This is a genomic window from Caldisalinibacter kiritimatiensis, assembly GCF_000387765.1.
GTDB classification, from domain to species: domain Bacteria; phylum Bacillota; class Clostridia; order Tissierellales; family Caldisalinibacteraceae; genus Caldisalinibacter; species Caldisalinibacter kiritimatiensis.
In genome coordinates, this window is record NZ_ARZA01000047.1 from 1 (window position 1) to 24,261 (window position 24,261).

General features: G+C 29.3%; 26 protein-coding genes and 1 riboswitch. Of the genes, 20 read left to right on the top strand and 6 right to left on the bottom strand.

Annotation, left to right across the window (positions count from 1 at the left end; translation table 11 throughout):
- Positions 1-143 precede the first annotated feature (143 nt).
- The 5 genes from mnmA to L21TH_RS01570 all read left to right on the top strand — a co-directional run bounded on the left by mnmA (position 144) and on the right by L21TH_RS01570 (position 6,621).
- Positions 144-1,226, top strand: coding sequence for a tRNA 2-thiouridine(34) synthase MnmA (gene mnmA, locus L21TH_RS01550; protein ID WP_006307431.1), 1,083 nt, complete (start codon positions 144-146; stop codon positions 1,224-1,226).
- A 21-nt stretch (positions 1,227-1,247) separates the two neighbouring features.
- On the top strand, positions 1,248-1,904 hold the full coding sequence (gene trmB, locus L21TH_RS01555; RefSeq protein WP_034429020.1) for a tRNA (guanosine(46)-N7)-methyltransferase TrmB: 657 nt from the start codon (positions 1,248-1,250) through the stop codon (positions 1,902-1,904).
- Between the two features lie 148 nt (positions 1,905-2,052).
- On the top strand, positions 2,053-2,844 hold the full coding sequence (locus L21TH_RS01560) for a S1C family serine protease (protein WP_006307435.1): 792 nt from the start codon (positions 2,053-2,055) through the stop codon (positions 2,842-2,844).
- 133 nt (positions 2,845-2,977) lie between these two features.
- Positions 2,978-4,696, top strand: coding sequence for a nitrilase-related carbon-nitrogen hydrolase (locus L21TH_RS01565; protein ID WP_006307436.1), 1,719 nt, complete (start codon positions 2,978-2,980; stop codon positions 4,694-4,696).
- 155 nt (positions 4,697-4,851) lie between these two features.
- Entirely contained in the window at positions 4,852-6,621 is a 1,770-nt protein-coding gene (locus L21TH_RS01570) for a methyl-accepting chemotaxis protein (RefSeq protein ID WP_006307439.1), read from the top strand.
- Positions 6,622-6,723: 102 nt separating this feature from the next.
- Here the strand turns inward: L21TH_RS01570 and L21TH_RS14180 are convergent, their stop codons facing one another.
- From L21TH_RS14180 to L21TH_RS01575, 3 genes are all read right to left on the bottom strand, one after another.
- The gene (locus L21TH_RS14180) at positions 6,724-6,897 is read right to left on the bottom strand and encodes a Spo0E family sporulation regulatory protein-aspartic acid phosphatase (protein ID WP_006307440.1); all 174 of its coding nucleotides are present in this window, start codon (positions 6,895-6,897) and stop codon (positions 6,724-6,726) included.
- Between the two features lie 176 nt (positions 6,898-7,073).
- The gene (locus L21TH_RS15035) at positions 7,074-7,202 is read right to left on the bottom strand and encodes a hypothetical protein (protein ID WP_006307441.1); all 129 of its coding nucleotides are present in this window, start codon (positions 7,200-7,202) and stop codon (positions 7,074-7,076) included.
- Between the two features lie 337 nt (positions 7,203-7,539).
- On the bottom strand, positions 7,540-8,694 hold the full coding sequence (locus L21TH_RS01575) for an MFS transporter (protein WP_006307442.1): 1,155 nt from the start codon (positions 8,692-8,694) through the stop codon (positions 7,540-7,542).
- Between the two features lie 165 nt (positions 8,695-8,859).
- Between L21TH_RS01575 and L21TH_RS01580 the strand changes: the two genes are divergently transcribed.
- The 8 genes from L21TH_RS01580 (at position 8,860) to L21TH_RS01615 (ending at position 16,604) form a co-directional block, all read left to right on the top strand.
- On the top strand, positions 8,860-10,041 hold the full coding sequence (locus tag L21TH_RS01580) for a class I SAM-dependent methyltransferase (RefSeq protein ID WP_006307443.1): 1,182 nt from the start codon (positions 8,860-8,862) through the stop codon (positions 10,039-10,041).
- A gap of 251 nt (positions 10,042-10,292) precedes the next feature.
- Positions 10,293-10,400, top strand: a riboswitch (glycine riboswitch).
- A gap of 70 nt (positions 10,401-10,470) precedes the next feature.
- Positions 10,471-11,502 carry a PTS sugar transporter subunit IIC gene (locus L21TH_RS01585; RefSeq protein ID WP_006307445.1) on the top strand — a complete coding sequence of 344 codons (1,032 nt, stop codon included), beginning with the start codon at positions 10,471-10,473 and terminating at the stop codon, positions 11,500-11,502.
- Positions 11,503-11,650: 148 nt separating this feature from the next.
- Complete coding sequence (gene lepB, locus L21TH_RS01590) at positions 11,651-12,184, top strand: signal peptidase I (protein ID WP_423219128.1); 534 nt, start codon at positions 11,651-11,653, stop codon at positions 12,182-12,184.
- Between the two features lie 290 nt (positions 12,185-12,474).
- A complete protein-coding gene (locus tag L21TH_RS01595; protein WP_006307452.1) occupies positions 12,475-12,981 on the top strand; it encodes a hypothetical protein in 507 nt (168 codons plus the stop codon).
- Between the two features lie 117 nt (positions 12,982-13,098).
- Positions 13,099-13,302, top strand: coding sequence for an ATP-binding protein (locus tag L21TH_RS01600; protein WP_034429022.1), 204 nt, complete (start codon positions 13,099-13,101; stop codon positions 13,300-13,302).
- 66 nt (positions 13,303-13,368) lie between these two features.
- Positions 13,369-14,835, top strand: a complete 1,467-nt coding sequence (locus L21TH_RS01605) for an aminoacyl-histidine dipeptidase (protein ID WP_278244277.1) — start codon at positions 13,369-13,371, stop codon at positions 14,833-14,835.
- 110 nt (positions 14,836-14,945) lie between these two features.
- Positions 14,946-15,266: a DUF1292 domain-containing protein gene (locus L21TH_RS01610; protein ID WP_006307462.1), complete on the top strand. Its 321-nt coding sequence runs from the start codon at positions 14,946-14,948 to the stop codon at positions 15,264-15,266.
- A gap of 36 nt (positions 15,267-15,302) precedes the next feature.
- A complete protein-coding gene (locus tag L21TH_RS01615) occupies positions 15,303-16,604 on the top strand; it encodes a M18 family aminopeptidase (RefSeq protein ID WP_006307469.1) in 1,302 nt (433 codons plus the stop codon).
- A gap of 43 nt (positions 16,605-16,647) precedes the next feature.
- Here the strand turns inward: L21TH_RS01615 and L21TH_RS14745 are convergent, their stop codons facing one another.
- Complete coding sequence (locus L21TH_RS14745; protein WP_278244278.1) at positions 16,648-17,334, bottom strand: peroxiredoxin; 687 nt, start codon at positions 17,332-17,334, stop codon at positions 16,648-16,650.
- A gap of 109 nt (positions 17,335-17,443) precedes the next feature.
- On the opposite strand from L21TH_RS14745, the gene L21TH_RS01625 reads away from it, so the two are divergent.
- From L21TH_RS01625 to L21TH_RS01640, 4 genes are all read left to right on the top strand, one after another.
- Complete coding sequence (locus L21TH_RS01625; RefSeq protein ID WP_006307478.1) at positions 17,444-18,283, top strand: Cof-type HAD-IIB family hydrolase; 840 nt, start codon at positions 17,444-17,446, stop codon at positions 18,281-18,283.
- A 95-nt stretch (positions 18,284-18,378) separates the two neighbouring features.
- Complete coding sequence (locus tag L21TH_RS01630; RefSeq protein WP_006307479.1) at positions 18,379-18,567, top strand: DUF378 domain-containing protein; 189 nt, start codon at positions 18,379-18,381, stop codon at positions 18,565-18,567.
- 135 nt (positions 18,568-18,702) lie between these two features.
- Positions 18,703-19,653, top strand: a complete 951-nt coding sequence (locus L21TH_RS01635) for a DMT family transporter (protein ID WP_006307480.1) — start codon at positions 18,703-18,705, stop codon at positions 19,651-19,653.
- 52 nt (positions 19,654-19,705) lie between these two features.
- Positions 19,706-20,452: a peptidylprolyl isomerase gene (locus L21TH_RS01640; protein WP_006307481.1), complete on the top strand. Its 747-nt coding sequence runs from the start codon at positions 19,706-19,708 to the stop codon at positions 20,450-20,452.
- Positions 20,453-20,508: 56 nt separating this feature from the next.
- Here the strand turns inward: L21TH_RS01640 and L21TH_RS01645 are convergent, their stop codons facing one another.
- Positions 20,509-20,709, bottom strand: coding sequence for a hypothetical protein (locus tag L21TH_RS01645; RefSeq protein ID WP_006307482.1), 201 nt, complete (start codon positions 20,707-20,709; stop codon positions 20,509-20,511).
- A 260-nt stretch (positions 20,710-20,969) separates the two neighbouring features.
- Here L21TH_RS01645 and mnmL point away from each other — a divergent pair, with 260 nt between their 5' ends.
- Positions 20,970-21,920, top strand: a complete 951-nt coding sequence (gene mnmL / locus L21TH_RS01650; RefSeq protein WP_006307483.1) for a tRNA modification radical SAM protein MnmL/YtqA — start codon at positions 20,970-20,972, stop codon at positions 21,918-21,920.
- Positions 21,921-22,006: 86 nt separating this feature from the next.
- Positions 22,007-22,423 (top strand): hypothetical protein, encoded by a 417-nt coding sequence (locus L21TH_RS01655; protein WP_155848287.1) that lies wholly within the window; start codon positions 22,007-22,009, stop codon positions 22,421-22,423.
- A 38-nt stretch (positions 22,424-22,461) separates the two neighbouring features.
- On the opposite strand, the gene L21TH_RS01660 is transcribed toward L21TH_RS01655, so the two are convergent.
- Positions 22,462-22,644, bottom strand: a complete 183-nt coding sequence (locus tag L21TH_RS01660; protein ID WP_006307494.1) for a DUF1540 domain-containing protein — start codon at positions 22,642-22,644, stop codon at positions 22,462-22,464.
- 250 nt (positions 22,645-22,894) lie between these two features.
- Between L21TH_RS01660 and L21TH_RS01665 the strand changes: the two genes are divergently transcribed.
- The gene (locus tag L21TH_RS01665) at positions 22,895-24,247 is read left to right on the top strand and encodes an RsmB/NOP family class I SAM-dependent RNA methyltransferase (RefSeq protein ID WP_006307495.1); all 1,353 of its coding nucleotides are present in this window, start codon (positions 22,895-22,897) and stop codon (positions 24,245-24,247) included.
- Positions 24,248-24,261 lie beyond the last annotated feature (14 nt).

Genomic DNA, 24,261 nt, shown 5'->3' on the forward strand with positions numbered 1-24,261 from the left:
CATTACAAATTAAGGGAAAGTAAAGTTTTTACTGGAAATTAGATGCGAAATCTCTGGTATTTTAAGGATTAAGTAGACATTAGGTAAAAAATTTGCTAAATTTACATTAAGAACAGTATTTATAATAATTAAGGGTGATATAAATGAAATTAGATAAAAATAAAGTTGCAGTTGGCTTAAGTGGTGGAGTAGATAGTGCTGTAGCAGCTTATCTACTCAAAAAAAAGGGATATGATGTTATTGGAACAACTATGATTCTTTATGATAAATTTGATAAGCAAGGAAATAGAATAGATTTAGATTTTGTTGAGGATGCTAAAAGAATTGCTAATAAATTAGATATACCACATTATATAATTGACCTTAGAGATTCATTTAAGAATATTGTTATAAAGGAGTTTATAGATGAGTATTTAAGAGGAAGGACTCCTAATCCATGCGTAACTTGTAATAGGGCCATAAAGTATGGTAAACTTATCGAAGCAGCCCACAACTTAGGAGCATATTATATTGCTACTGGACATTATGCTAGAATTTATTATGATAAAAAAATAAAAAGATATAGAATATTTAGAGGAGTAGCAGAAAGAAAAGACCAAGCATATATGCTTTATTCTTTGAAACAAGAGCAGTTAAAACATATACTTCTACCTTTAGGTGAATATAATTCTAAGAAAGAAATAAGAGAAATCGCTTTATCAGTTGTTCCAAATGTAGCAGATAAGCCAGATAGTATTGGTGTTTGTTTTGCTCCAAATGGAGATCATAAGAAGTATCTAGCGTCCATAACACCTAAAGCTATAAAGAGAGGTAATTTTGTTGATAAAGAAGGGAATATATTAGGTAAACATAAAGGTATTGTAAATTATACTATAGGTCAGCGAAGAGGACTAGGTATAAATTTTAATAGGCCTATGTTTGTAGTTGATATAAACGCTGAGAAAAATGAAGTTGTATTAGGCAACGATGAAGATACTTATTCTAATGGGCTTATCGGGACCAATGCTAATTTTACTATTTTTGACCAATTAAAAGGAGAATTAAAAGTAGAAGCAAAGGTATGTCAATGGGGTTGGTTTTTACCAGCTACAGTAACTAGCTTAGGTGAAAATAAAGTCAAAGTTATGTTTGAAAAAAAAGAGCGAGCAATAGCTCCAGGTCAATCGGTAGTTTTTTATGATAAAGATGAAGTTATTGGTGGAGCAATAATAGATTCTGTATTATAATACTAAGGTGAGGTGATTTACGTGCGTTTGAGATATGTAGAAAATGCATACGAAAAGATGCAGGAAAGTGGTAGAGTTATATTAGAGCCAAAAGAATATAAAGGAAAATGGAAAGATTTATTTAACAATAATAAACCACTACATGTAGAATTTGGTTCTGGACGAGGTGGCTTTTTATCACAGATGGCTAAAAACAATCCTGATATAAACTATTTAGCTTTTGAAAGGAATTCTAAAGTTATAGTTAAAGGTCTTAATAAATTAGAAGATGAATCTATACCAAATTTTTATTTTGTTCATACTGATATTAGAGAATTAGAAGAGATTTTTAAAGAAAATGAAGTAGAAAGAGTTTATATAAATTTTCCAGACCCATGGCCTAAGAAAAGACATACTAAAAGAAGATTAACTAATAGAAGGTTTTTAGATATATATAAGAATATTTTAATTCCTAAAGGTGAAATTCATTTTAAGACAGATAATGTAGACTTATTTGATTTTTCTATTGAGGAATTGAACGATTCAAATTGGGAAATAAAAGTATCCACTAAGGATTTACACAATAGCGAATATGTAGAAGATAATGTTATGACTGAGTATGAAGCAAAATTTGTTAAACAAGGTAAGCCAATAAATAAACTTATTGCTGTTTCACCAAAGAAAGATGACTATAAATAGATTCAATAGCTATTTTACAAGGATATAATAAATTTTTGATAAATTATTACTAGGTCTGTATCGTAAATATACTAAAATATAATAATACTTTTAATAAAGAAGTGTTACAAGCTTTAATTTATGTATATGACAGAAATGGGGTGTTGACATGGGAGAGGCTAAAGACAAAAGTAGTAAAACCACATCTAATCCATATACATTGTTTATAGTAGCTATCATATTGTTTATACAAGGAAGTATAATAGTTTTTACAATAGATTATTTATTAGATAATTATGTAAATGACAAAGCTTCAGCAGAAAGTATTATAAAAACTGAAAATTTATTATATACTTTAAGTTATTCTAGTAAGATTAAAACAACTGAAGAAATTGCTGAACTCAAAAAAGGTGTTGTTAAGATAGAAACACCTAAAACTCAAGGTTCAGGTGTTATTATAAACCAAAAGGGATATGTAATTACTAATTGGCATGTAATAGCTGATTCGTTTAATAATATATATATTTATTTTGATGAGCATAATGAGATTTATGTTAAAGCGGATTGTATAGAATATGATAAGGATTTAGATGTAGCATTATTAAAAATAGAAGAGATACCTGATTGGTATAACTTAAACTACATAACATTTGGGGATTCTAAAAATGCATTTGAAGGTCAAAAAATAGTTACCATAGGAAGTCCTCAAGGACTTAAGAATACCGTAGCTGAGGGAATCGTGTCTGCTATAAGAAAAGAACGAGATGATTTTTACATACAAATAACAGCCCCACTTTCACCAGGTAGTTCAGGAGGAGCTTTATTGAATGATAAAGGAGAACTGATAGGAATAACTAGTTTTCAGCAAACAAAGGGAGAAAACTTAAACTTTGCTATTTCATCATATAATGTTATGAAGTTTCTTGACGATATAAGTTTAGATTTAGAGCTAGAAAGATGAGCATCTCTTTAATTAGAGATGCTTAATTTAATTTTGATGGTAGAATATAATGAAGAATAGATTAAATATATATCGGAAAGTAACTTTATAAAGTAAGTAGAAAAAGTAATAGAAAGGAGTCTGAGCAATTAATATGAAGAAACCTTTTAAAGTTGCAGCAATTCAATTTAATCCAATTCTTAATACATATAACGATAATATTGAGAGATTATCACAAGTTATAATAGAGGCAGCTAAAAACGGTGCAAAATTAATAGTTACACCTGAAATGTCAACAACAGGATATCAATATGAAGATAGAGATGCTATTAAAGATTTAGTTGATACAATACCTGGAAAGACTACAGATATATTTGAGAAAATTACAGAAAAGTATAATTGTTATATAGTTGCAGGAATGGCAGAAGTAGATAGTGAAACGGGCCTTTATTATAATTCTTCAGTGTTAGTTGGACCAGAAGGATATATTGGAAAATATAGAAAGATTCATCAATGGGAAACTGAGGAACATTGGGCAACTTGGGGAGATGTAGGGGTACCTGTATTTGAAACTGAACTAGGAAATATAGCTATGAATATATGTATGGATTCTACTTACTTTGAATCAGCTAGATTAGCAGCAGTCAATGGAGCAGATATATTAGCATTTTCAACAAATTCATCAGCTCAAGCAGTAGCGGTATTACAGTCAAGGGCTGTACAAAATGGATTATATATCATAAGTGCTAATAGGTCTAATACAGAGATAGACTTTCACATGGTAGGAGCAAGTGCAATATGGTCTCCAGAAGGAAAGAAATTGGCTGAAGCACCCTTTGTTCCTGAAGGTGAAGATATAAATGAATCTACGATAATATATGCAGAAATTGACCCAGTTAATTATAATAATGTTAATAAAAAGAGATTACATGAGAGAAGACCAGAAATATATAAAGATTTAATGCTTTATATTTCTCCATGGGATTATAAAAAAAGTAAAGAATCTAAGCATGTAACAGCTTCAGTGCTTCAATATAAACCTGTTATAGGAGATAAAGATGCTAATATGAGAAAAGTAAAAACTTTAATAAAGAAAGCTATAAAAACACAAAAAAATCATATAGATTTATTTGTTTTACCGGAACTATCTATAACAGGGCCTATAACCAATAAAGAAGATGCTTATAATCTTGCAGAGGAACTAGATGGGCAAACAGTTAACTTTTTTAAAGATTTAGCTACAAAAAATAATACACATATAGTTTTTGGAATGATAGAAAAAGAAAATAAAAAATTTTATAATTCAGCAGTATTAATTGCTCCAAATGGAGAAATAAAAGGTGTATATAAAAAGACACATTTAAATGAATACGATAGAAAATGGGCATACCCAGGAAATAAAATAAATGTATTTTCTACAGATATAGGTAAGATAGGGATAATGTTGGGTTACGATGTAGCTTTTCCTGAAGTAGCAGGAGTTATGGCAGTAAAAAGAGCAGATATTATAGTGGTACCAACAACGTACAATGAGGATATTGATTGTAGAATAGAGTTTAATGAAGAATTGTCTATTAACCAATATCCAAAGGATTCTAGCGTATTGTTAAGTTCTATTGCACTAAGTACTCAAGCGTATACTATTGTTTCAAACTTTATAAAAGAAGAAACTGATTTTTCGGGAAGAAGTGGATTATATACAATTGACCCTTTTTATGGTTTGGACAAATCAATAATATCATCAAAAGAACAAGAAATTCCAATAGTGTTTGAATTTGATACTATTCAATCCGATTGGTGGTTTAATCAAGGAAAATTAATATCATCACGTAGAACCTATTTTTATAAGCCACTTATATTAGAAAACAAATAAGTTTATAGAAAAAAGCGACTTTCTAGTCGCTTTTTTTAGAATAGTACTAAATTACTATTGTGTAAAAAATGTCGAAAAAGTAGAAGGAAAACCTTAAACTATGTCGAATATTTAACAAAAAGCTAGAAAAATGCATAGTGAAAGGGGAGTGTATTATGAAGAAAAAAAACTCAACAAAAAAGGCTGTTAAACTGTCAATTAAAAATAAAATGATAGCTACAGCATGTTTATTATTAATAATACCGAATTTAGTAATTGGTTTAGTGAGTTATAATGTAGCAAAAAATGAGCTTAATCAAAAAGGGAAGGTTATACTTAAAAATGGAGTAAAGATGGCATTACAGTTAATTGACGCAAAAAATAAGGAAGTAGAAAAGGGGAATTTAACCTTAGAAGAGGCACAAGAACAGGTAAAAGTTTACTTGCTTGGACACAAAAGAAAGGATGGAACTAGACCAATCAACAAAAATATTGACCTTGGCGAGCATGGATATTTCATAGTCTATGATAAGGAAGGAAATGAGGTAGCTCATCCTACGCTTGAAGGTAAGAATGTATGGGATGCTAAAGATAAAAGTGATAAAGAATTTTATTTAGTACAAGACCAGATTAAAAAAGGGATTAATGGAGGAGGATATACATATTATTCATGGAACTTACCTAATTCAGATAAAATAGGTAAAAAAATATCATATTCTGAAGTAGACCCTAATTGGGGATGGATTGTTTCTGCTGGTACATATATGATGGATTACAACAAAGGTGCTAATCATATTCTTCAAATAATGATAATTTCTTTAATAGTTACTTTTGTAATTGGTGCAGTAGTTATTATAATATTTGCACGACATATTTCTAATCCTATTTCAAAAATTAGCATAGCATTAGAAGAGGTTGCTGATGGGAATTTAGGAGTTTCACAAGTAAATGTTAAAAACAGAGATGAAACTGGAGTATTAAGTCAAAGTTTTAATACAATGCTAAAAAATATAAAGAATCTTATTAACACAGTAAAAAATTCATCAGATACAGTTTTAGATGCTTCAAAATCATTAGCTTCTATAGCAGAACAAACATCTACAGCAACTGATGAGGTTGCAACAACTATAGAAGAAATAGCACAGAGCACAGGCGAACAAGCAAAGGATACAGAAAATGGTGCAGTTCAAGTAAATCAGCTTGCAGAGCATATTGAGAAGGTTACAGACTCAGCAAATAATATGAGTACTATAGTAGTAAATACAAATGATATGAGCAGTAAAGGAATCAACATAGTTAAAACACTAACAGAGAAATCTAACCAAAATAGAGCTACAGCTGAAAAAGTAAATCAAGTAGTTCTTGAGGTAGATAATAGCTCAGAGGAGATAAATAGCATTACAGAAACAATTAGTCAACTTGCAGAACAAACAAATCTATTAGCATTGAATGCAGCAATAGAAGCAGCAAGAGCTGGGGAAGCAGGTAGCGGTTTTGCAGTAGTAGCAGAACAGATTAGAAAATTAGCTGAAGAGTCGGCACAGGCAGCAAATAAAGTTAAGAATTTAATAACTACTATCCAAGAAAAATCAAAAACTGCTGTAGAAGTAATGGAAGAATCTAAAACTATTGCACAGGAGAATGATAAAGCAGTAAAAGAAACTAGTGAAATATTTAATAATATAACTTTAGGAATCAATAGTTTGTTAGAGAAGGTTGAAGAAGTTAAAAAATATAGTATAGAAATGAATAATAAAAAAGAGGAAATTGTAGCTGTGATTGAAAACATATCAGCTTCATCACAACAGAACTCAGCATCAGTACAACAGATTTCAGCATCTACTGAAGAGCAATTAGCGTCAGTTCAAGAAGTTTCATCATATGCACAAAATTTAAAACAATTAGCCGAGCAGCTACAACAAGAACTGTATAAATTCAAAGCATAAAAAGGAGCTTATTTTGAGCTCCTTTGTTTTATATATGTTTACTTACATATTAAACTAGCTAGAATTTTTATTTAATATTAAACAGTGAAAAGCTACTATGTTCTAGGAATTCAGATGTTTTTGTAGTATCTTATTATATTCATCGATAACAATATCAAGCATTTCACTAGCAGCTAGGATTTCAATAGCTTCTAATCTATTATCACAATTTTTTAATTTTTCGAGGTTATTTTTTACGTCATCTATTTTTTTTATAAATTTATCCATATCAAACATTTAAAGCACCTCTAATTGACATAACTTATGGTATTTTTTAACAACGAAAACAACATGATAGATGATATCATGTGAAAACACAATAGTCAAGTAGTACTTTAGTTGCATTTTTACACGATTCGACAAAATGTGTTAATAATAAAGAGCCAAAAGATTTTTACTTTTGGCTCTTTATTTTAAGTATTAAAAGCATACTTAGATTTTGGAGTAGGTTTAGAACTAAAAACTTGTTTTAATATGTCCCAAATTATTTCTGCGGCTATACTACTAATAAAACCTAATAATAGTGTTTCTACAACTGTCATTATATCACCTCGGATTTAATTTAACCAAAATAATAAAATGTATACTAGGTAAAAAGTTAGTAATTCAACAGAACCTACTACTATGTAACATTTAAAAGGAGTGAGGGTTTAAAGTAACAACTTATTTGTAAACAAACTTAGGTATAATTAATTATGTAAATAGTTATAGTATCTTTTAACTATTAAAATATGTAATATAAAAGTTTTGCTATATGATATTAGCCGCAGTTAAATCAGTTTATAAGTTATCATATTTACTAAAGTTGTATGTAATAATTAAACTTTATATTTATTATTAACAGAATAAATAAAACATATGCAATCGATTGCATATGTTTTATTTATATATTTTAATCTGAGATGAATGAAAGCTATATATTAAACTAATTAGACTAGCAATACTTAATGTGACTCCCACAAAAGCAAAAACTAAATTAATAGATGTATCATTTAACAAAAAGCTGATAAAATTTAGAATAAAAGGTGACAAAAACTTTCCTAAAAAAATTGCACCGCTGACAATAGATAAAGCAAAGGCATTAGAATATTGAGGAGTTATATCAACTACTTTTAAAAATATAGTAGGCTTAAGAATTCCTAAACTAAAACCAATCATAAATGAGGCTAAAAAAATAATAAAAAGATTATATCCTGTACTTAATATAAAAAAACCTATCCCCATCAATGCAATCGAGCTAGGCGTATTGAATCTTTTAAAAGTTTTAGATAGGTTCTGAAGAAATACACTACTTAAGAATCCAGCTAAAGTAAGAATTGACATTGCAATTCCTGCTTCTTGAGAGTTACCTAATCCTTTACTTTTTATAAACAAAGCTATGTTAATCACAACAGCATAAAAAGCTACATTTATGAAAAAAGCGAGGGTTGCTAGAATAATCACCTTACTATTGATACAGTAATGCTTTGATTCAATTTTATTTCTAGCTTTAGGTTCAGGTAAACCAATAATAATAAGTAATAATGAAATTACAGCTATAAAATAAATAAAAAAAACATATTTCCAATTGTAAACAGCAATCCAGCCAGCAGTTAGAGTAGCAATGATTGAACCTAAATTAGCAGCTGCATTAGAGTATCCCATCATTTTGGTTCTTTCATTCCCTAAAAAAAAGTCAGCAATTAAAGACCTAGTAAAGGGCATTAAAAATCCCATGCCAGCACCTAGTATACCTCTAAAAAATAAAAGTTCATAAATATTTGCAGTAAAGGATCCTCCAATACCACCAAATATATAAAAAATTAGACCTATTATTATAATTTTACGTTGACTAATCGTAACTGACATTTTACTAGATAATAAACTAAAGGGTATTATAATAATAGATGGTAGAGTTAATATCATCTTTACCCAATTAGGATTAACATTACTAAAGGATTCACTTATTTCTCCCAATGCAGGTGAAATAGTAGAATTTGTCATTATTATTAGTAGTGAAATTGATAGAATAGCAGGTTTTAATAATTTATTCATATGAATTCACCTCATAAAAAGTTCAATTACTCCTTTTAAGTATTTTTTATATTAAGCTAATTTATACATCAATATACTTTAGTTGTTAAACTAATTTAAATTACATATAATTTAGATTAAAGTATTAATTAAATTTAAAAAATATTGAGTTAGGAGAGATATAAAATGAATGATGTACGAGAATTATTAGAAGATATAATAACGTCTGAAAAGCTAATATATGGAGTTTTAAGTAAGCTTAAAAAGAAAAGTAATAGCATTTATACGAAGGTTTCAGTAAAGCCTGTTTTAATAAAAAATGAGAAAGTAATACAGTTTACCTATCATTATGATAATAAAGTTATGCATAAAAATCTTTCTTTTAATCAAGCAATAGAAAATATAACTAAGTTGATGAATGATTATTTTAGACAGGCAATGTTATTTACTGTGGATGCTGATTATCAGATTTTAGTAAGTAAAAAGGGAAAAGTAAAAATACTAAAAAAGAAACCATCACGAAAAAAAGTTAACTTAAGTCATAATCGAAAGAAAAATTATATAATAGAAGAAAATAAACCTTATCCTTTTTTGGTAAGATTAGGAGTTATGAATGAAAAAGGAAAAGTTTATTCTAAAAAATATGATAAGTTTAAACAGATAAATAGATTTTTAGAAATGGTATCTGATACTATAACTACTTTAGAAAACAAAACGACATTAAATATAGTAGATTTTGGATGCGGAAAATCCTATTTAACTTTTGCATTATATCATTACTTAGTAAATATATTAGGATATGATGTAAATATAGTAGGATTGGATTTAAAGAAAAATGTAATAGAGTTTTGCAATCAAGTAGCAATGGATTTAAAGTATGAAAAATTAAAATTTAAACACGGAGATATCAAAAGTTTTGAAGAATTTGAAAAAGTGGACATGGTAGTGACATTACATGCATGTAATACAGCAACAGATGATGCTTTAGCTAAAGCAGTGAAATGGGGTGCAGATATTATTATGTCAGTTCCATGTTGTCAACATGAGTTATTTAATAAGATACACAATCCTATAATGAAGCCGATGGAAAAGCATGGGATTATAAAGGAAAGGTTAGCTTCGCTGATAACAGACAGCCTACGTGCAAATGTATTAGAGATACTAGGGTATTCAACACAAATGCTAGAGTTTATATCTATAGAACATACACCTAAAAATATATTAATTCGAGCTATTAAGAAAGAGAATATAAATAAAAATGCTGTCGAGGAATATAAAAACTTTAAGACGTTTTGGAATATAAACGACCCATATATTGAACAAGCTATGGGAGATAATCTTACAAACGTGTTAAAAATGAGTAAATAACATCTATGTGATGTTTTACTGTTTGTAAAGTAAAATGTATTATATTAAGATAAAGAAAATTTTTATATAAAATTATTGACATAAGACAATATTAACTAATACAATAAAAGTGAAAGAAGTTAATATTGGTGTATGACAATCATTGGAGAAATCCATTTAGTAGATATGGTTACTTGATGGATACCGAAGAAGCAAGAAACAGATTTAGCTCCGAATCTGTTTCGAAACTTTCAGGTAAAGGTACAATGATTGGACACAACCCTGGAGAGACCCTACATAATTATTAGGGCATCGAAGAAGTAATCTACTTATGAATAGTAAGTGGAGAAACTTTCAGATAAAAGGACAGGGCATAAGGAAGCATAGGTTTATTATGCTTTCTTATGCCCTGTCCTATTTTTGTTTAAAAATCAAATGGGAGGGAATAGTATGTTAGCTATAACAAAAGGCATGGGATTATTACTTTTAGCATTAATACTTTTTTCAGGATTTAGTTTAAAGGCTCCAAAAGGAGACAAAGCTATGTCAGGACTTGCAGGAGCTGCGGTGGCAACTTTTTTAGTAGAAGCAATTCATAAATATATCAGTGGAGATTTTCTTAACATTGGATTTTTAGGAGAAGTAGGAAATGCATCTGGTTCTATGGGAGGGCCTATTGCCGCTATTTTAGTTGGTCTTAATATGGGGATATCACCTGTGTATGCTGTAGTAGCTGGAGCAGCAGTAGCTAAACTGGGGATTTTACCTGGCTTTATAGCAGGATATATCATTGGACTTATAGCACCTATTCTTAAGAATAAACTTCCTAAAGGAACAGATGTTATTGTAGGCGCTTTATTAATAGCACCATTGTCACGATTAATAGCTGTGACTGTTGCACCTATTGTGGACAGTACACTTTTAAGTATAGGTGATATGATAGTGGTAGCAGCTGATCAGTCACCTTATGTTATGGGATTCTTACTAGGGGGAATAATAAAAATACTATGTACTTCTCCACTTAGCTCAATGGCCCTAACTGCAATGCTTGGGTTACAAGGACTTGCAATGGGGATAGCTTCTATTGCTAGCTTTGGAGGAGCATTTACAAATGGAATAGTATTTAAAACATTAAAAATAGGTGATTCTAGTAATGTAATAGCTGTAATGCTTGAACCATTAACACAGGCAGACATTATTACTAAAAATCCTATTCCAGTGTATTTATCAGATTTTATAGGTGGTGGTTTAGCAGGAATGGTTGCTGCACATTTTAAAATAATTAATAATGCACCAGGTACAGCTTCTCCAATACCTGGAATGTTAGCGCCATTCGGGTTCAATGCACCGATAGATGTAATAACTGCACTGGGATTTGCACTTATAGGGGGAGTAATAGGAGGATTAGTTGGTACTACTTTATACAAGATTATAAAAAGTAAAAAGACAGTAACTACAAACAAAAAATTATTAACTGAATAATATTATTTATTGATATAGAGTAAAAATAACTTATAGGACAATAGTAAAACTTTGTTTATAGTAAAGGCCTTGACAGTTAAATGAATATTGGAATAATATAATAAGTGTGTATAAATAGTAAAGTTTAACATTATAGACTAAAGATAGGGTGTTACATTTGATAAAAACGAAAAAAATAGTAAAGGAATGGATTTACCCAACGATTATAGCATTAGTCATAGCATTACTTATCAATAAATTTGTTTTTTTCTTAGTTGTTGTACCAACAGGGTCTATGAAACCTACAATTATGCCTGGTGATAGACTTTTAATTACTAGGGTATATGATAAGGAAAAACTTAATCGGGGAGATATTATTGTATTTTATTCAGATGAGCTTGAAAAAACTTTGGTAAAACGGCTTATAGGACTACCTAAAGATAATATAGTAGTAAAAAGGGATGGAACGGTTTATATAAATGACAAAAAACTCGAAGAGCCTTATATAATAAGAGGTTATTGTACCACTGGAGTATTTAAAGTACCAGAAGGAAAATATTTGTTCTTAGGAGATAATAGACCAAATTCTTTTGATAGTCGTGGTTGGGAAAATCCGTATATATCAATGGATAAGATAAAGGGGAAAGCCAGGTTTGTGGTGTTTCCATTTGATAGGTTAGGAAAATTAAATGGTATCAATTAAAAAATTAATTTAAAATGTAAAATTGAAAATTAATTAAAAACCAGAGGAAGTTTATGTTTTTATCTCCTCTGGTTTTTAATTTTAGTAGTATTCAGGCTAGTAGTTAATAGCGAAAAGCTGATAGCTAAAGAGCGACTTTAGTTGCTTTTTAACTCAATAGTTCGAAAATTATGTATATTGATTAAATGCTTGTATTTCGTATACAAATATGTTATAAATAAAGTAGCAATATCACAATATTAGAATATAATAATATACAAATAAAATATTATGATTTGGAGGTGCAAAATATGAAGCATAAATCACATATGAATTGGTCATGGATAATAATGATTACTTTTATACTATTATCAATACTAGATATTAGATTTGGAATATTAGGATTTCTTTGTATGGGAGCCCCACTTTATCATGCATTAAGAGGTAGAGGAAAAGTACATTGTATAAAATATTGTCCAAGGGGTTCACTGTTAGGTAAATTTTTAAGTGAAATAAGTTTAAATAATAATTTGCCAAAGGGTATGAATACAAAGAAATTTAAGAATATATTATTAACACTTATGATAGTATTGTTTAGCTTCTCACTGTATCATGCTGGATTTGACTTTGAAAGAATAGCTTTTAGTGTATTCAGATTTATGACAGTATCTCTTGTTGTAGGGATTATAGTAGGAGTTATATTTAGACCTAGAAGTTGGTGTGTTATATGTCCAATGGGGCATGCCACTGGGATTATTAGAAATAAAATGAATGGAGATAAAAAAGCTAAATCAAAACCTAATACTAAAGCTGCTTAAAATCCTGTCAAATGACAGGATTTTTTTTACCCTAAAAAATAACAAAAATACTATATTTTCTTCATCAAAATAAAAAATAATGGCAGGAAAATAATAATATATATAGAAATGTAAAAAGTGAGAAAATATATATTAAATACTATCTCTGAAATGGTACAATGCGGTAAGATTTGGGTAGAAAGTGAATTAAATAAAGGAAGTGAATTTTTTGTAGAATTACCTGCGAATAAGGAAATAGATGATTTTAATAAGGTTTCAGTACATGAACTAGGTAATGAAGATATTGAAAGAATTAATATTGAATTATCCGACTTGGATTGATAAGATTGTATTATATGAATAACCTTTATTAAATAGAATAAGTATTAGAATAGAAATAAAAGGAAGGTGATTATTTTGGGTAAAATATTAAACAATTTAGAACCAAACAAAGTGTTCGAGTACTTTGAAGAAATATCACAAATACCTAGGGGTTCAGGTAACGAAAAAGCGATAAGTGATTATTTAGCACAATTTGCGAAGGAACGTGATTTAGATGTAATACAGGATGAAGCATTAAATGTAATAATAAAAAAGCCTGCTACAAAGGGCTATGAAAACGCTCCCGTAGTTATACTTCAAGGACATATGGATATGGTATGTGAGAAGAATAAAGATACTATACATGATTTTGAAAAAGACCCAATTAAATTGAAAGTTGAAGGTGACATTATAAGAGCAGAAGGAACAACTCTTGGAGCAGACAATGGAATTGCTGTGGCATATTGTTTAGCTATACTAGATTCAAATGATATTCCTCATCCATCATTAGAAGTAGTAATAACAACAGAAGAAGAAACAGGTATGGGTGGAGCATCGAAATTAAATCCAGAAAATCTAGATGGCAAGATATTAATAAATATTGATGCTGAAGAGGAAGGAAATTTCTTTGTAAGCTGTGCAGGTGGAGTTAGAACAAAGGTAATATTACCTGTAGAGTGGGAGAATGCAGATGAAAGCTTAGAAACTTACATAGTCAAAGTAAGGGGACTAAAGGGCGGCCATTCAGGTATGGAAATTGATAAAGGAAGAGGAAATGCTAATAAAATAATGGGACGTATATTGAAGGACTTAAATACTACTTTTGATATTAAATTATCAGATTTAAGTGGTGGAGCTAAAATGAATGCTATTCCTCGAGAAGCTGATGCAGTAATTATGGTAGATAGTAAAGACAAAGAGACTATTGTACAAAAAATAGAAAAGTGGAATAATATTTTGAAAAACGAGTTAAAATCATCAGACCCAGACGTGAATATATTATTTGAGAAATTTGATAATAATGATAAAAAAGTGTTATCTAAACAAAGTCAAGATAAAGCAATATCTTTATTACAGATAATCTTAAATGGAATACAGACGATGAGTATGGATATAGAAGGGTTAGTAGAAAGTTCTACAAATCTTGGTGTAGTTACAACTAAAGAAAATGAAATTATGTTTGAGAGTGCTGTAAGAAGCTCTGTAAAAAGTTTGAAGAAAGCAATTGTAGAACATACTCAAACTGTTGCTGAGGTTGTAGGAGCTAAACTAGTTACTGAATCTGATTATCCAGAGTGGGAGTATAATCCAGATTCTAATATTAGAAAAATAATGCAAAAAGTTTATAAGGAGAAGTTTAATAAAGAGCCTAAGCTTACAGCTATACACGCAGGATTAGAATGTGGATTATTTAAAGAAAAACTAGGAGACATTGATATGATAGCATTAGGACCTAATATGTATGATGTTCATACGCCTAATGAGCATCTAAGTATATCTTCAACTGCTAGAACCTGGGAACTGTTATTAGATGTGCTTAAGGAAATACAGTAATATATTATATAGCCGTAGTATAATTCTACGGCTATTATAAGATGAGTGTTTAATAATTGATTATATTGGGTAGCATACAAATGTTATTATTTTGTAAAGGAGATTGATTAATGAAAGAAGAAAAGTTAACCAATAGTCATGAAAATTATGATGAAAGTCAGGAGTATGAATTTGAACAAGATGAGGAAGAAGTAAAAAAAATACATTTAGTATTAGAAGATGATTCAGAAGTTGATGCTAAGGTATTAGATATATTTAAAGTAAATGATGAAGAGTATATAGCATTGCTGCCAGATAAAGACCAAAGAGTATTCTTGTATAAATACGAGGAAAATGAAGAAGGAATAAGATTAAATAATATAGAGAATCAAGAAGAGTTTGAATTGGTGTCTAACGAATTTATGAAGCTTTTTGAAGGGTCAGAAGACTAAAATATTAAAACAACACTAAAATGTGGAGGGGTACATATGGATAAACCTTTAAAATTAGCTAATGAATTGATTGATTTTATTTATGAAAGTCCAAGTGCTTTTCATGCAGCTGAAAATGTAAAGATTACTTTAAAAGAAAATGGATTTAAAGAATTAAACTTAAGAGATAGATGGAATATTGAAAAAGGTGGAAAATATTTTGTAACTAAAAATGATTCTGCTGTAGTAGCTTTTGTTGTGGGAATGGGAGAAGTTGAAAAAGATGGTTTTAGATTAATAGGAGCACATACAGATTCACCTACGTTTAGAGTTAAACCTAATGCAGAGATGGATACTGATAATAAATATTTGAAATTAAATACTGAAGTTTATGGAGGACCTATTTTAAATACGTGGTTAGACAGACCACTATCATTAGCAGGTAGAGTGACATTAAAAAGTGATAACCCACTTTTCCCAGATAATAGACTTGTAAACATTAAAAGACCAATATTAGTTATTCCTAATTTGGCTATACATATGAATAGAAAAGTAAATGAAGGTATAGAGTTAAATAAACAAAAACATACCTTACCTTTGGTTGGCTTAATAAATGAAGAATTGGAAAAGGACGATTACTTAGTTAAGTTGTTAGCTAAAGAATTAGATGTAGAAGTAGATAGAATAATTGATTTTGATTTATTCTTATATGAATATGAAAAAGGAAAAATAATAGGAGCAAATAATGAATTTATTTCTGCAGGAAAGCTTGATGATTTAGCAATGGTACATGCTGGAATTAAAGCTTTAATAAATGCAGAGGTAGGGAAAGCAACAAATGTTATGGTTTGCTTTGATAACGAAGAGATAGGTAGTCGCTCAAAACAAGGAGCAGGTTCCCCTATGCTGAGAACTATTTTAGAGCGAATTGTTATAGCATTAGGTAAAGATAAAGAAGATTTCTATAGAGCACTATATAGTTCATTTATGATTTCAGCGGATATGGCCCACGCTTTACATCCAAATTATCCAGAAAAACATGACCCAGTAAATAAACCTATAATTAATAAAGGACCTGTAATTAAGATAAATGCAAATCTAAACTATACAACAGATAGTGATTCAAACTCTGTATATGAGATGATATGTGAAAGAGCGGGAGTACCTGTACAGAAATTTGTTAATCGCTCAGATGAAAGAGGAGGTTCTACTATAGGACCGATTACTACAGGTCAATTAGATATAAGATGTTTAGATATAGGAAATCCAATGCTATCAATGCATTCTGTTAGAGAATTAGGAGGAGTAATGGACCATTATTATATAATTAAATCCTTTGAAGAATTTTATAAACTATAAAAACAAGGTAGATTAATATAGGCGGTCAATCAGACCGTCTATATTAATACTTACCTACATATTCCCATCCTACAGGTATTCCTGGGTCACCTGGTTCCCAACCAGCAGGAGCACCTCTTCCTGTTCTTTGAGTAAATTGTAGAGCTTCGATTATTCTTAGTATTTCGTGGATATTTCTTCCTACAGGTTGAGGATTTGTAGACCATGCACGAATTTTACCTTCAGGGTCAACAATAAAAGTAGCTCTATAAGCATAACCTTCTTTTTCATCTAAGACACCATATTTTTTAGCTGTTTTTTGAGTTCTATCTGATAATAAAGGATAATTGATTTTACGACCAGAAGGTGAAGTTTGAGTAAATATTTTATGGGAATAGATACTATCTGTACTTATAGCTAATACTACAGAATTTAGTCTTTTAAATTCTTCATATTTGTCAGCAACTGCTGCTAATTCTGTAGGTCAAACAAATGTAAAGTTTGAGCCATAAAAGAATATTACAACCCATTTACCTAAATAATCTGATAATGATACTTTAGTTCTTTCACCGTCAACAATAGCATCTAAAGTAAAGTTAGGAGCAGGGTCTCCTAAATCAAAATAGTCGCAATATTTTTCTTCTATTATACAATTAGGAAATTCCCTTGAAGTATTAGGTTGAGGTGTTCTGCTAGGATATTGTTTTGTCATAGAAGGATTTGGTCTATAATACCAATAAGGGTATTTCATTTTTTTGCCTCCTTTAAATTATCTCAGTTTATAATATTCAAGAAAAGAAAATATGTTCTTTGCTATACATAACTAATAGCCAGTGGGTACGAGTTTGGAGGTGTTTATGATGAACTATAAATTGATAGCTATAGATTTAGATGGTACATTACTTAACGATGATAAAAAAATTACACAGGACAATATAGAGATTTTAAGAGAATTGAATAAAAGAGGTATTGAAATAGTTATAGCTACAGGACGGAGGTATTGGTCTGCAAAGCAATTGACAAAAGTGTTAGGATTAGATCTAGTTATAATTGCTAATAATGGTAATATAATTAGGGATATAACTGATGATAAATTAATGGTTACAAAATATTTAGATGAAGACGCCTTTCGGAAATTAATTGAAATAGGGAAAAGTAGAGGATTTCATCCTATAATTCACGTTGACCACTATGATGAAGGATATGATATAGTTACAGAGTTCAAAAAAGAAGATGATAGATATTGTTCATATCTTTCAAAGATAGAAGACAGATATAGAGTAATAAGTGATTTATCTAAATATGAAAATCCTAAAGCTGTAGTTACATGTTATGTGGGGGAATATGATGAGCTTGAACAATTCCAAAAAGAAGTATTAGCAAAGTCACCTTATAATTATAATACTCATATCATGAGAAAAACTAAAATAGGTTCAATCCTTGAATTTATGAACCCTTTAGGTTCTAAGTGGCTCTCTTTGAAGGAATATGCTGAAAGTAAAGGAATAAGTCCAGACAGAATAATTGCTATAGGAGATGATAATAACGATATAGAAATGATACAAAATGCAGGATTAGGGATAGGAATGAAGAATGGTACAAAGGAAGTAAAAAAAGCAGCTGATATAATAACTGAAAAGACTAATAATGAATCAGGAGTAGCACATATACTAAAGAAAATATTTATGAATTTAGTTTAAGAGTATATTATTAAAAATTATCTTTAACTTCTGCATAAATAACACTTTCTCCTAATATACTTTACTATCGGAATAAGTATTTAGGGGGAGTGTATATGGATATATTAAAAGGACTTGCTTCAATATTAATAATCATAGGTGCATTGAATTGGGGACTTGTAGGACTATTTAACTTTGATTTAGTAGAATATCTTTTTAAAGGAAGGGACAATATATACGCTAGAGTAATATATACTTTAATAGGATTATCAGGCTTATATACATTAATTTATTTGTTATTTTAACCTAGGCTGAAATGGCTTAGGTTTTTTTATTGTATAAATTGTTAAGTGAAATTAATACAATATACATTGAACTGTTTAACGTATTACACTAGAATTATAGTTGTAGTTTTAGATTAAACAAAGGATGTGATTTAAATGATTAGCGAAAAATCTTATCTACCTATATTATCTGGATTCATGTATTCAACAATTTTTGGCTTTTCTTTTATGTTTACAAAACAAGGGCTTGAATTTTTACAGCCAATGCAGTTACTAGGTTTCAGATTTGCATTTGGAGCAATAATATTAACTATGTTATGGGTACTAGGTACAATTAAAATTAATTTAAAAGGAAAAAGATTAGGTTTATTGTTTTTATTAGCATTATTTCAACCAGTATCTTATTTTATTTTTGAAGTAAATGGACTTAATCTTATATCAGCTTCAGAAGCAGGAATGATGATAGCTTTAATTCCTGTTTTGGTAGCAGTATTAGCTGGTATTTTTTTAGATGAGCGTCCTACAGGTATACAGTTTTTTTTCATTGTATTATCAGTTAGTGGTGTAATATTTATAAATTTAATGAAAGGTCAATTTGATGTAAATAGTAATATCCTAGGTATACTTTTAATTCTAGGAGCAGTAGTATCAGCAGGATTTTTTAATATATTATCAAGAAAATCATCTTTACATTTCAAACCAGTGGAAATTACATTTGTTATGATGTGGATAGGTACCTTTGTTTTCAACAGTATAGCTTTAATTCAACATATTAATAATGGGAATTTAAATGAGTATTTAAGTCCATTACAAAATGGACAAGTATTAATTCCTATATTATATCTTGGAGGGTTATCTTCAGTAGTTGCATTCTTCTTAGTGAACTATACTTTATCTAGAATTGAAGCTTCAAAGTCAGCTGTATTTGCAAACTTAACTACAATTATATCAGTAGTTGCAGGAGTGGTTATTTTACAAGAAGCTTTTTATTGGTTTCATTTTGTAGGAGGTATTATGATTTTACTTGGTGTTTGGGGAACGAATTATTTTGATAAAAACAGAATGAAAATAAAGGCAATAAAAAGAAGAAAAAATTGGACATATTAATTTTTTTCTGATATCATAGCATTATATTAAAATACAAAGGAGAGTTCTATATATGAGCAATAACAAGGTTTTAGCAACAGTAAATGGTGTAGAAATTACAGAAAAAGATTTAAACTCTTTATTACAAAGCTTAGGACAACAAAGGATGCAATTTGAATCGCCAGAAGGAAGAAAAAGACTATTACAAGAGCTTATTAATCAAGAATTGTTCTACTTAGACGCAATAGAAAATGGATTAGACGAAGAAGAACAGTTTAAAAAAGAACTAGAGCAAACTACAAGAAATCTTTTAAAGCAGTACGCAATAAGAAAGCTATTAAATCAAGTTAAAGTAGATGAGCAAGAAGTTATTGATTATTATGAACAAAATAAAGAAAGATTTAAGACTCCAGAAACAGTTAAAGCAAGTCATATCCTTGTAAAAGATGAAAATAAAGTTGATGAAATATTAAATGAACTTAATAATGGGCTTTCATTTGAAGAGGCAGCAGAAAAATATTCGTCTTGTCCTTCAAAAACAAATGGAGGAGATTTGGGATATTTTTCTAGAGGAAAGATGGTTCCAGAATTTGAAAATGCAGCATTTAATATGGAAAAGGGAGAAGTTAAAGGACCTGTAAAAACTCAATTTGGATATCATATAATTAAATTAACTGATAAGAAAGAAGCTGATATTAGAAGCTTTGATGAAGTAAAGGGACAAATTAATCAAATACTTATTGGTAAAAAGCAGAACGACCTTTATATAAATAAAACTAATGAACTTAAAGAGCAATATGAAATAAAGATAAATGAGTAATAAGAAATTATTAAAAGCGACCTTGCTTAATAGGTCGCTTTTTTGAGTCGTAGGTGTTAATGGAATTCTTGCATAGGTTCTGAAGATTCGTGATTTCTATGCTCTACTAAGTCTATTCCACCCAAAACTATATGAGCTAATCCAAAACCTACAATACCCCATGCAAATGAAGCGGGAAGAGTGTTTCTTAAAACAAAACCTGTAGTTGTTACCACAGTACCTAATGCTGTAGGAATTAAACCTTCTTTTGTTTGCATTATTTTACCTCCTAAAATATAGGTTTAATATTATTATCTTCAAAAATAAAAAAATAATAATGATACATATGAGGTAATTTTGTTATTACAAGGGAATATTGTTAATAAATATAATTACAATAAGTGTATTTGAAATGTATTTGAGTTTTGATATTTTTTTTGAAAATTGATAAATTAAATAAAGAAAGTAATATTTGAGATTACGATACTAAATAAAAATTTATTATTAAGTATATAACAGAATAATAGAGGTGATAATTATGGGAGAGAATAAATTTTATAGGGTATATTCAACATATTTAAAAGAAAAATACGGTGAAAAGGTGTATAAGTTACCTATAAACCTTCCTGTTACATGTCCTAATAGAGATGGTTGTGTTGGATATGGAGGTTGTATTTTCTGTGGAGAAGAAGGTGCTGGATTTGAAAATATAGAAAATACAGTTCCGGTTAAGGAACAAATATTGAAAAATATGGAATATATAAAAAAGAGATATAAGGCAAAAAAATTTATTGCATATTTCCAAAATTTCACCAACACATATATGGAATTAGAAGAATTTAAAAAAGTAATTAAACAGGCAATTATGGGTGATATAGTGGAAATATCTATATCTACAAGGCCAGATTGTATATCAGACGAATATCTAGAATTTTTAGATACAGTTAAAAAAGACCATGACATAGATATAACTATTGAATTAGGGTTACAAACTGTAAATTACCATACATTGAAAAAAATAAACAGAGGACATACATTAAGTGAGTTTATAGATAGTGTCCTAAGGATAAAAAAATATGGATTTGAAATATGTGTACATCTTATACTTAATCTTCCATGGGACAATAGAATTGATGTTATTGAAAATGCAAAACTTCTTTCGGCTTTAAAAGTTAACCATGTAAAATTACATTCTCTTTATATTGTAGAGAATACTGTGCTTGGTAAAATGTATAAAGAGAATAAGGTAAAGTTAAATTCAAAAAAAGATTATATAGAAAGTGTAATAACATTTTTAGAATATCTCCATCCAGATATTGTAGTCCAAAGATTGCTTGGAAGAGCTCCAAAGGAAAATACTCTTTTTGTTAATTGGAATACTAGTTGGTGGAAGATAAAAGACGAAATTTTAGCTGAGATGGAACAAAGAGAAACCTATCAAGGGAAAAAATGTAATTATTTAAATGGTAAGGCCCTGAAGAAATTTTAATAATAATCTGAAAATTTAGAAGGGAAACTCGTACTAAACATAGAAGTAAAATAATATATTTAAATAATAAAATGGATGGGAAGGTGATGGAGATGGTTAAAATTATGTGTGGGCTAAAGGGAACTGGAAAGACAAAGGAATTAATTAAGATGGCTAATGAAGATATTAAAACAAGTGACGGAGACATTGTTTTTATAGAGGATAATAGTGAATATATATTAAATTTAAATCATAATATTAGGTATATTAATGCCATGGAATTCGATATCAAAGATACTGAAACATTCCATGGCTTTTTATGTGGAATTATAGCAGAGGATTATGACATTCGAAAAATATATATTGATGGATTATACAATATAGTTAAATTACAAAATAGAAAGCTAAAAAATTTTTTAGATGAATTAGAGGAATTAGGTGAAAAGTTTAATATAGATTTTGTGATAAGTGTTTCTTGTGACCCAAAAGAAGTTTCAAATGAATTAGAGAATTATATTATATAATTATATAATATAAAAGCGGCCAAATGGCCGCTTAAATTTTATCCTCTCATTCCTTGATATGGTCTAAATGTTGCACAGTCAGTTTCTTGAGTATCCTTTGCATTTCTAGGCTGTATTTCTATTGAAGGAGCTGTACAATAGTCACCTTCTGCATAGTATTGACAAGTATTAACAGTACATTTCACTCTATGAATATGTTCATCTGAGTTATTTACATGCATAGAGTAATGCCTCCTTGAATTATATATAGTTGAGATTGTAATAAAAGATTAAATTCTTTAATCTTCTAAAATTAGTTTGTGGAATAATAAAAAAAAATATACGTTAATATAAAAGAGATTTTTAATGGAACATTGTATTTTAGGCAAAAAACATGTAATATATAATTGTTGTAAAGAGAAATAAAAAAGATTTAAATAAGCTTAACAACAAGATAAGAAGTTACAAAAAAACAAGAAGTTGGTGATAAAAGTGAATTTACCTGAAAAGTTTTTAGAAAGAATGGAAAAAATATTAGGAGACGAATACGAAGATTTTATAAAAAGTTTTGATAGGGAACATTATAAAGGGATTAGAGTCAATACTTTAAAAATTAGTGTAAATGACTTTAAAGACATAAGTCCATTTGAATTAGAAAAAGTAACATGGTCTAAAGAAGGATTTTATATAGGAGAAAAATCCAGACCGGGTAAACATCCTTATTATCACTGTGGATTATATTATATACAAGAACCTAGCGCTATGATTCCAGTAGAAGTTTTAGACCCGAAACCGGGAGAGAAGGTTCTTGACATAAGTGCGGCTCCAGGAGGAAAAGCTACACAAATAGGTGCAAAGCTTAAAGGTGAAGGACTACTAGTAGCTAATGATATTAGTCCTAAAAGAGTAAAAGCTTTGACTAAAAATATAAAAGTTTTTGGAATTAAAAATAGTATTGTTACAAATGAATCTCCTAAAAATCTTGCTGAAAAGTTTAAATCATATTTTGATAAAATTTTAGTAGATGCTCCATGCTCAGGAGAAGGAATGTTCAGAAGAGACCCAAAAGCCAGTAAAAATTGGAATAATTATTCAGTAGATCAATGTTGTGGTATGCAGAGAGAAATATTGGATTGGATACCTAAAATGCTTAAGCCAGGTGGGAAGCTAGTATATTCAACTTGTACCTTTTCACCAGAGGAAAATGAGGGAACCATACAGTGGTTTTTAAATAAATATCCTGAGTTTGAAATTGAGGAAATAAAGAATATAGATGAAATAGATAACGGAAGACCTGAATGGATACAAGCAAATCAAGAATTAACAAAAGCAAAGAGGGCTTGGCCACATAAGATAAAAGGAGAAGGGCATTTTATTGCTTTACTTAGAAAAAAAGATGGTGATGTTTTTAATTTAAATTCGTTTAAAATAAATAAAGGTAATATAGATAGTTTTATTGACTTTAAAAATGAATATTTAAAAGATAGCCTACAAGGCAATTTACATTTAAAATGTAATAAACTATTTTTAGTACCTAATGATTTACCAGATATATCAGGACTTAGACTTGGGAATTTAGGATTATATATGGGAGAATTGAAAAAGAATAGATTTCATCCAAGCCAAGGACTAGCAATGGCTTTAAAAAGAGAACAGGTTAGTAATACAATTAATTTTTCTAGTGACAGTATTGAAGCTGTAAAATATTTAAAGGGGGAAACTTTACTTGTTAACGGAGAAAAGGGATGGCGATTAGTTTGTATTGATGGGTTTCCAGTTGGTTGGGGTAAACAAACTAAAGAACATTTAAAAAATAACTATCGTCCCGAATGGAGAATGAAATAAAGAAAAGGTCAGGA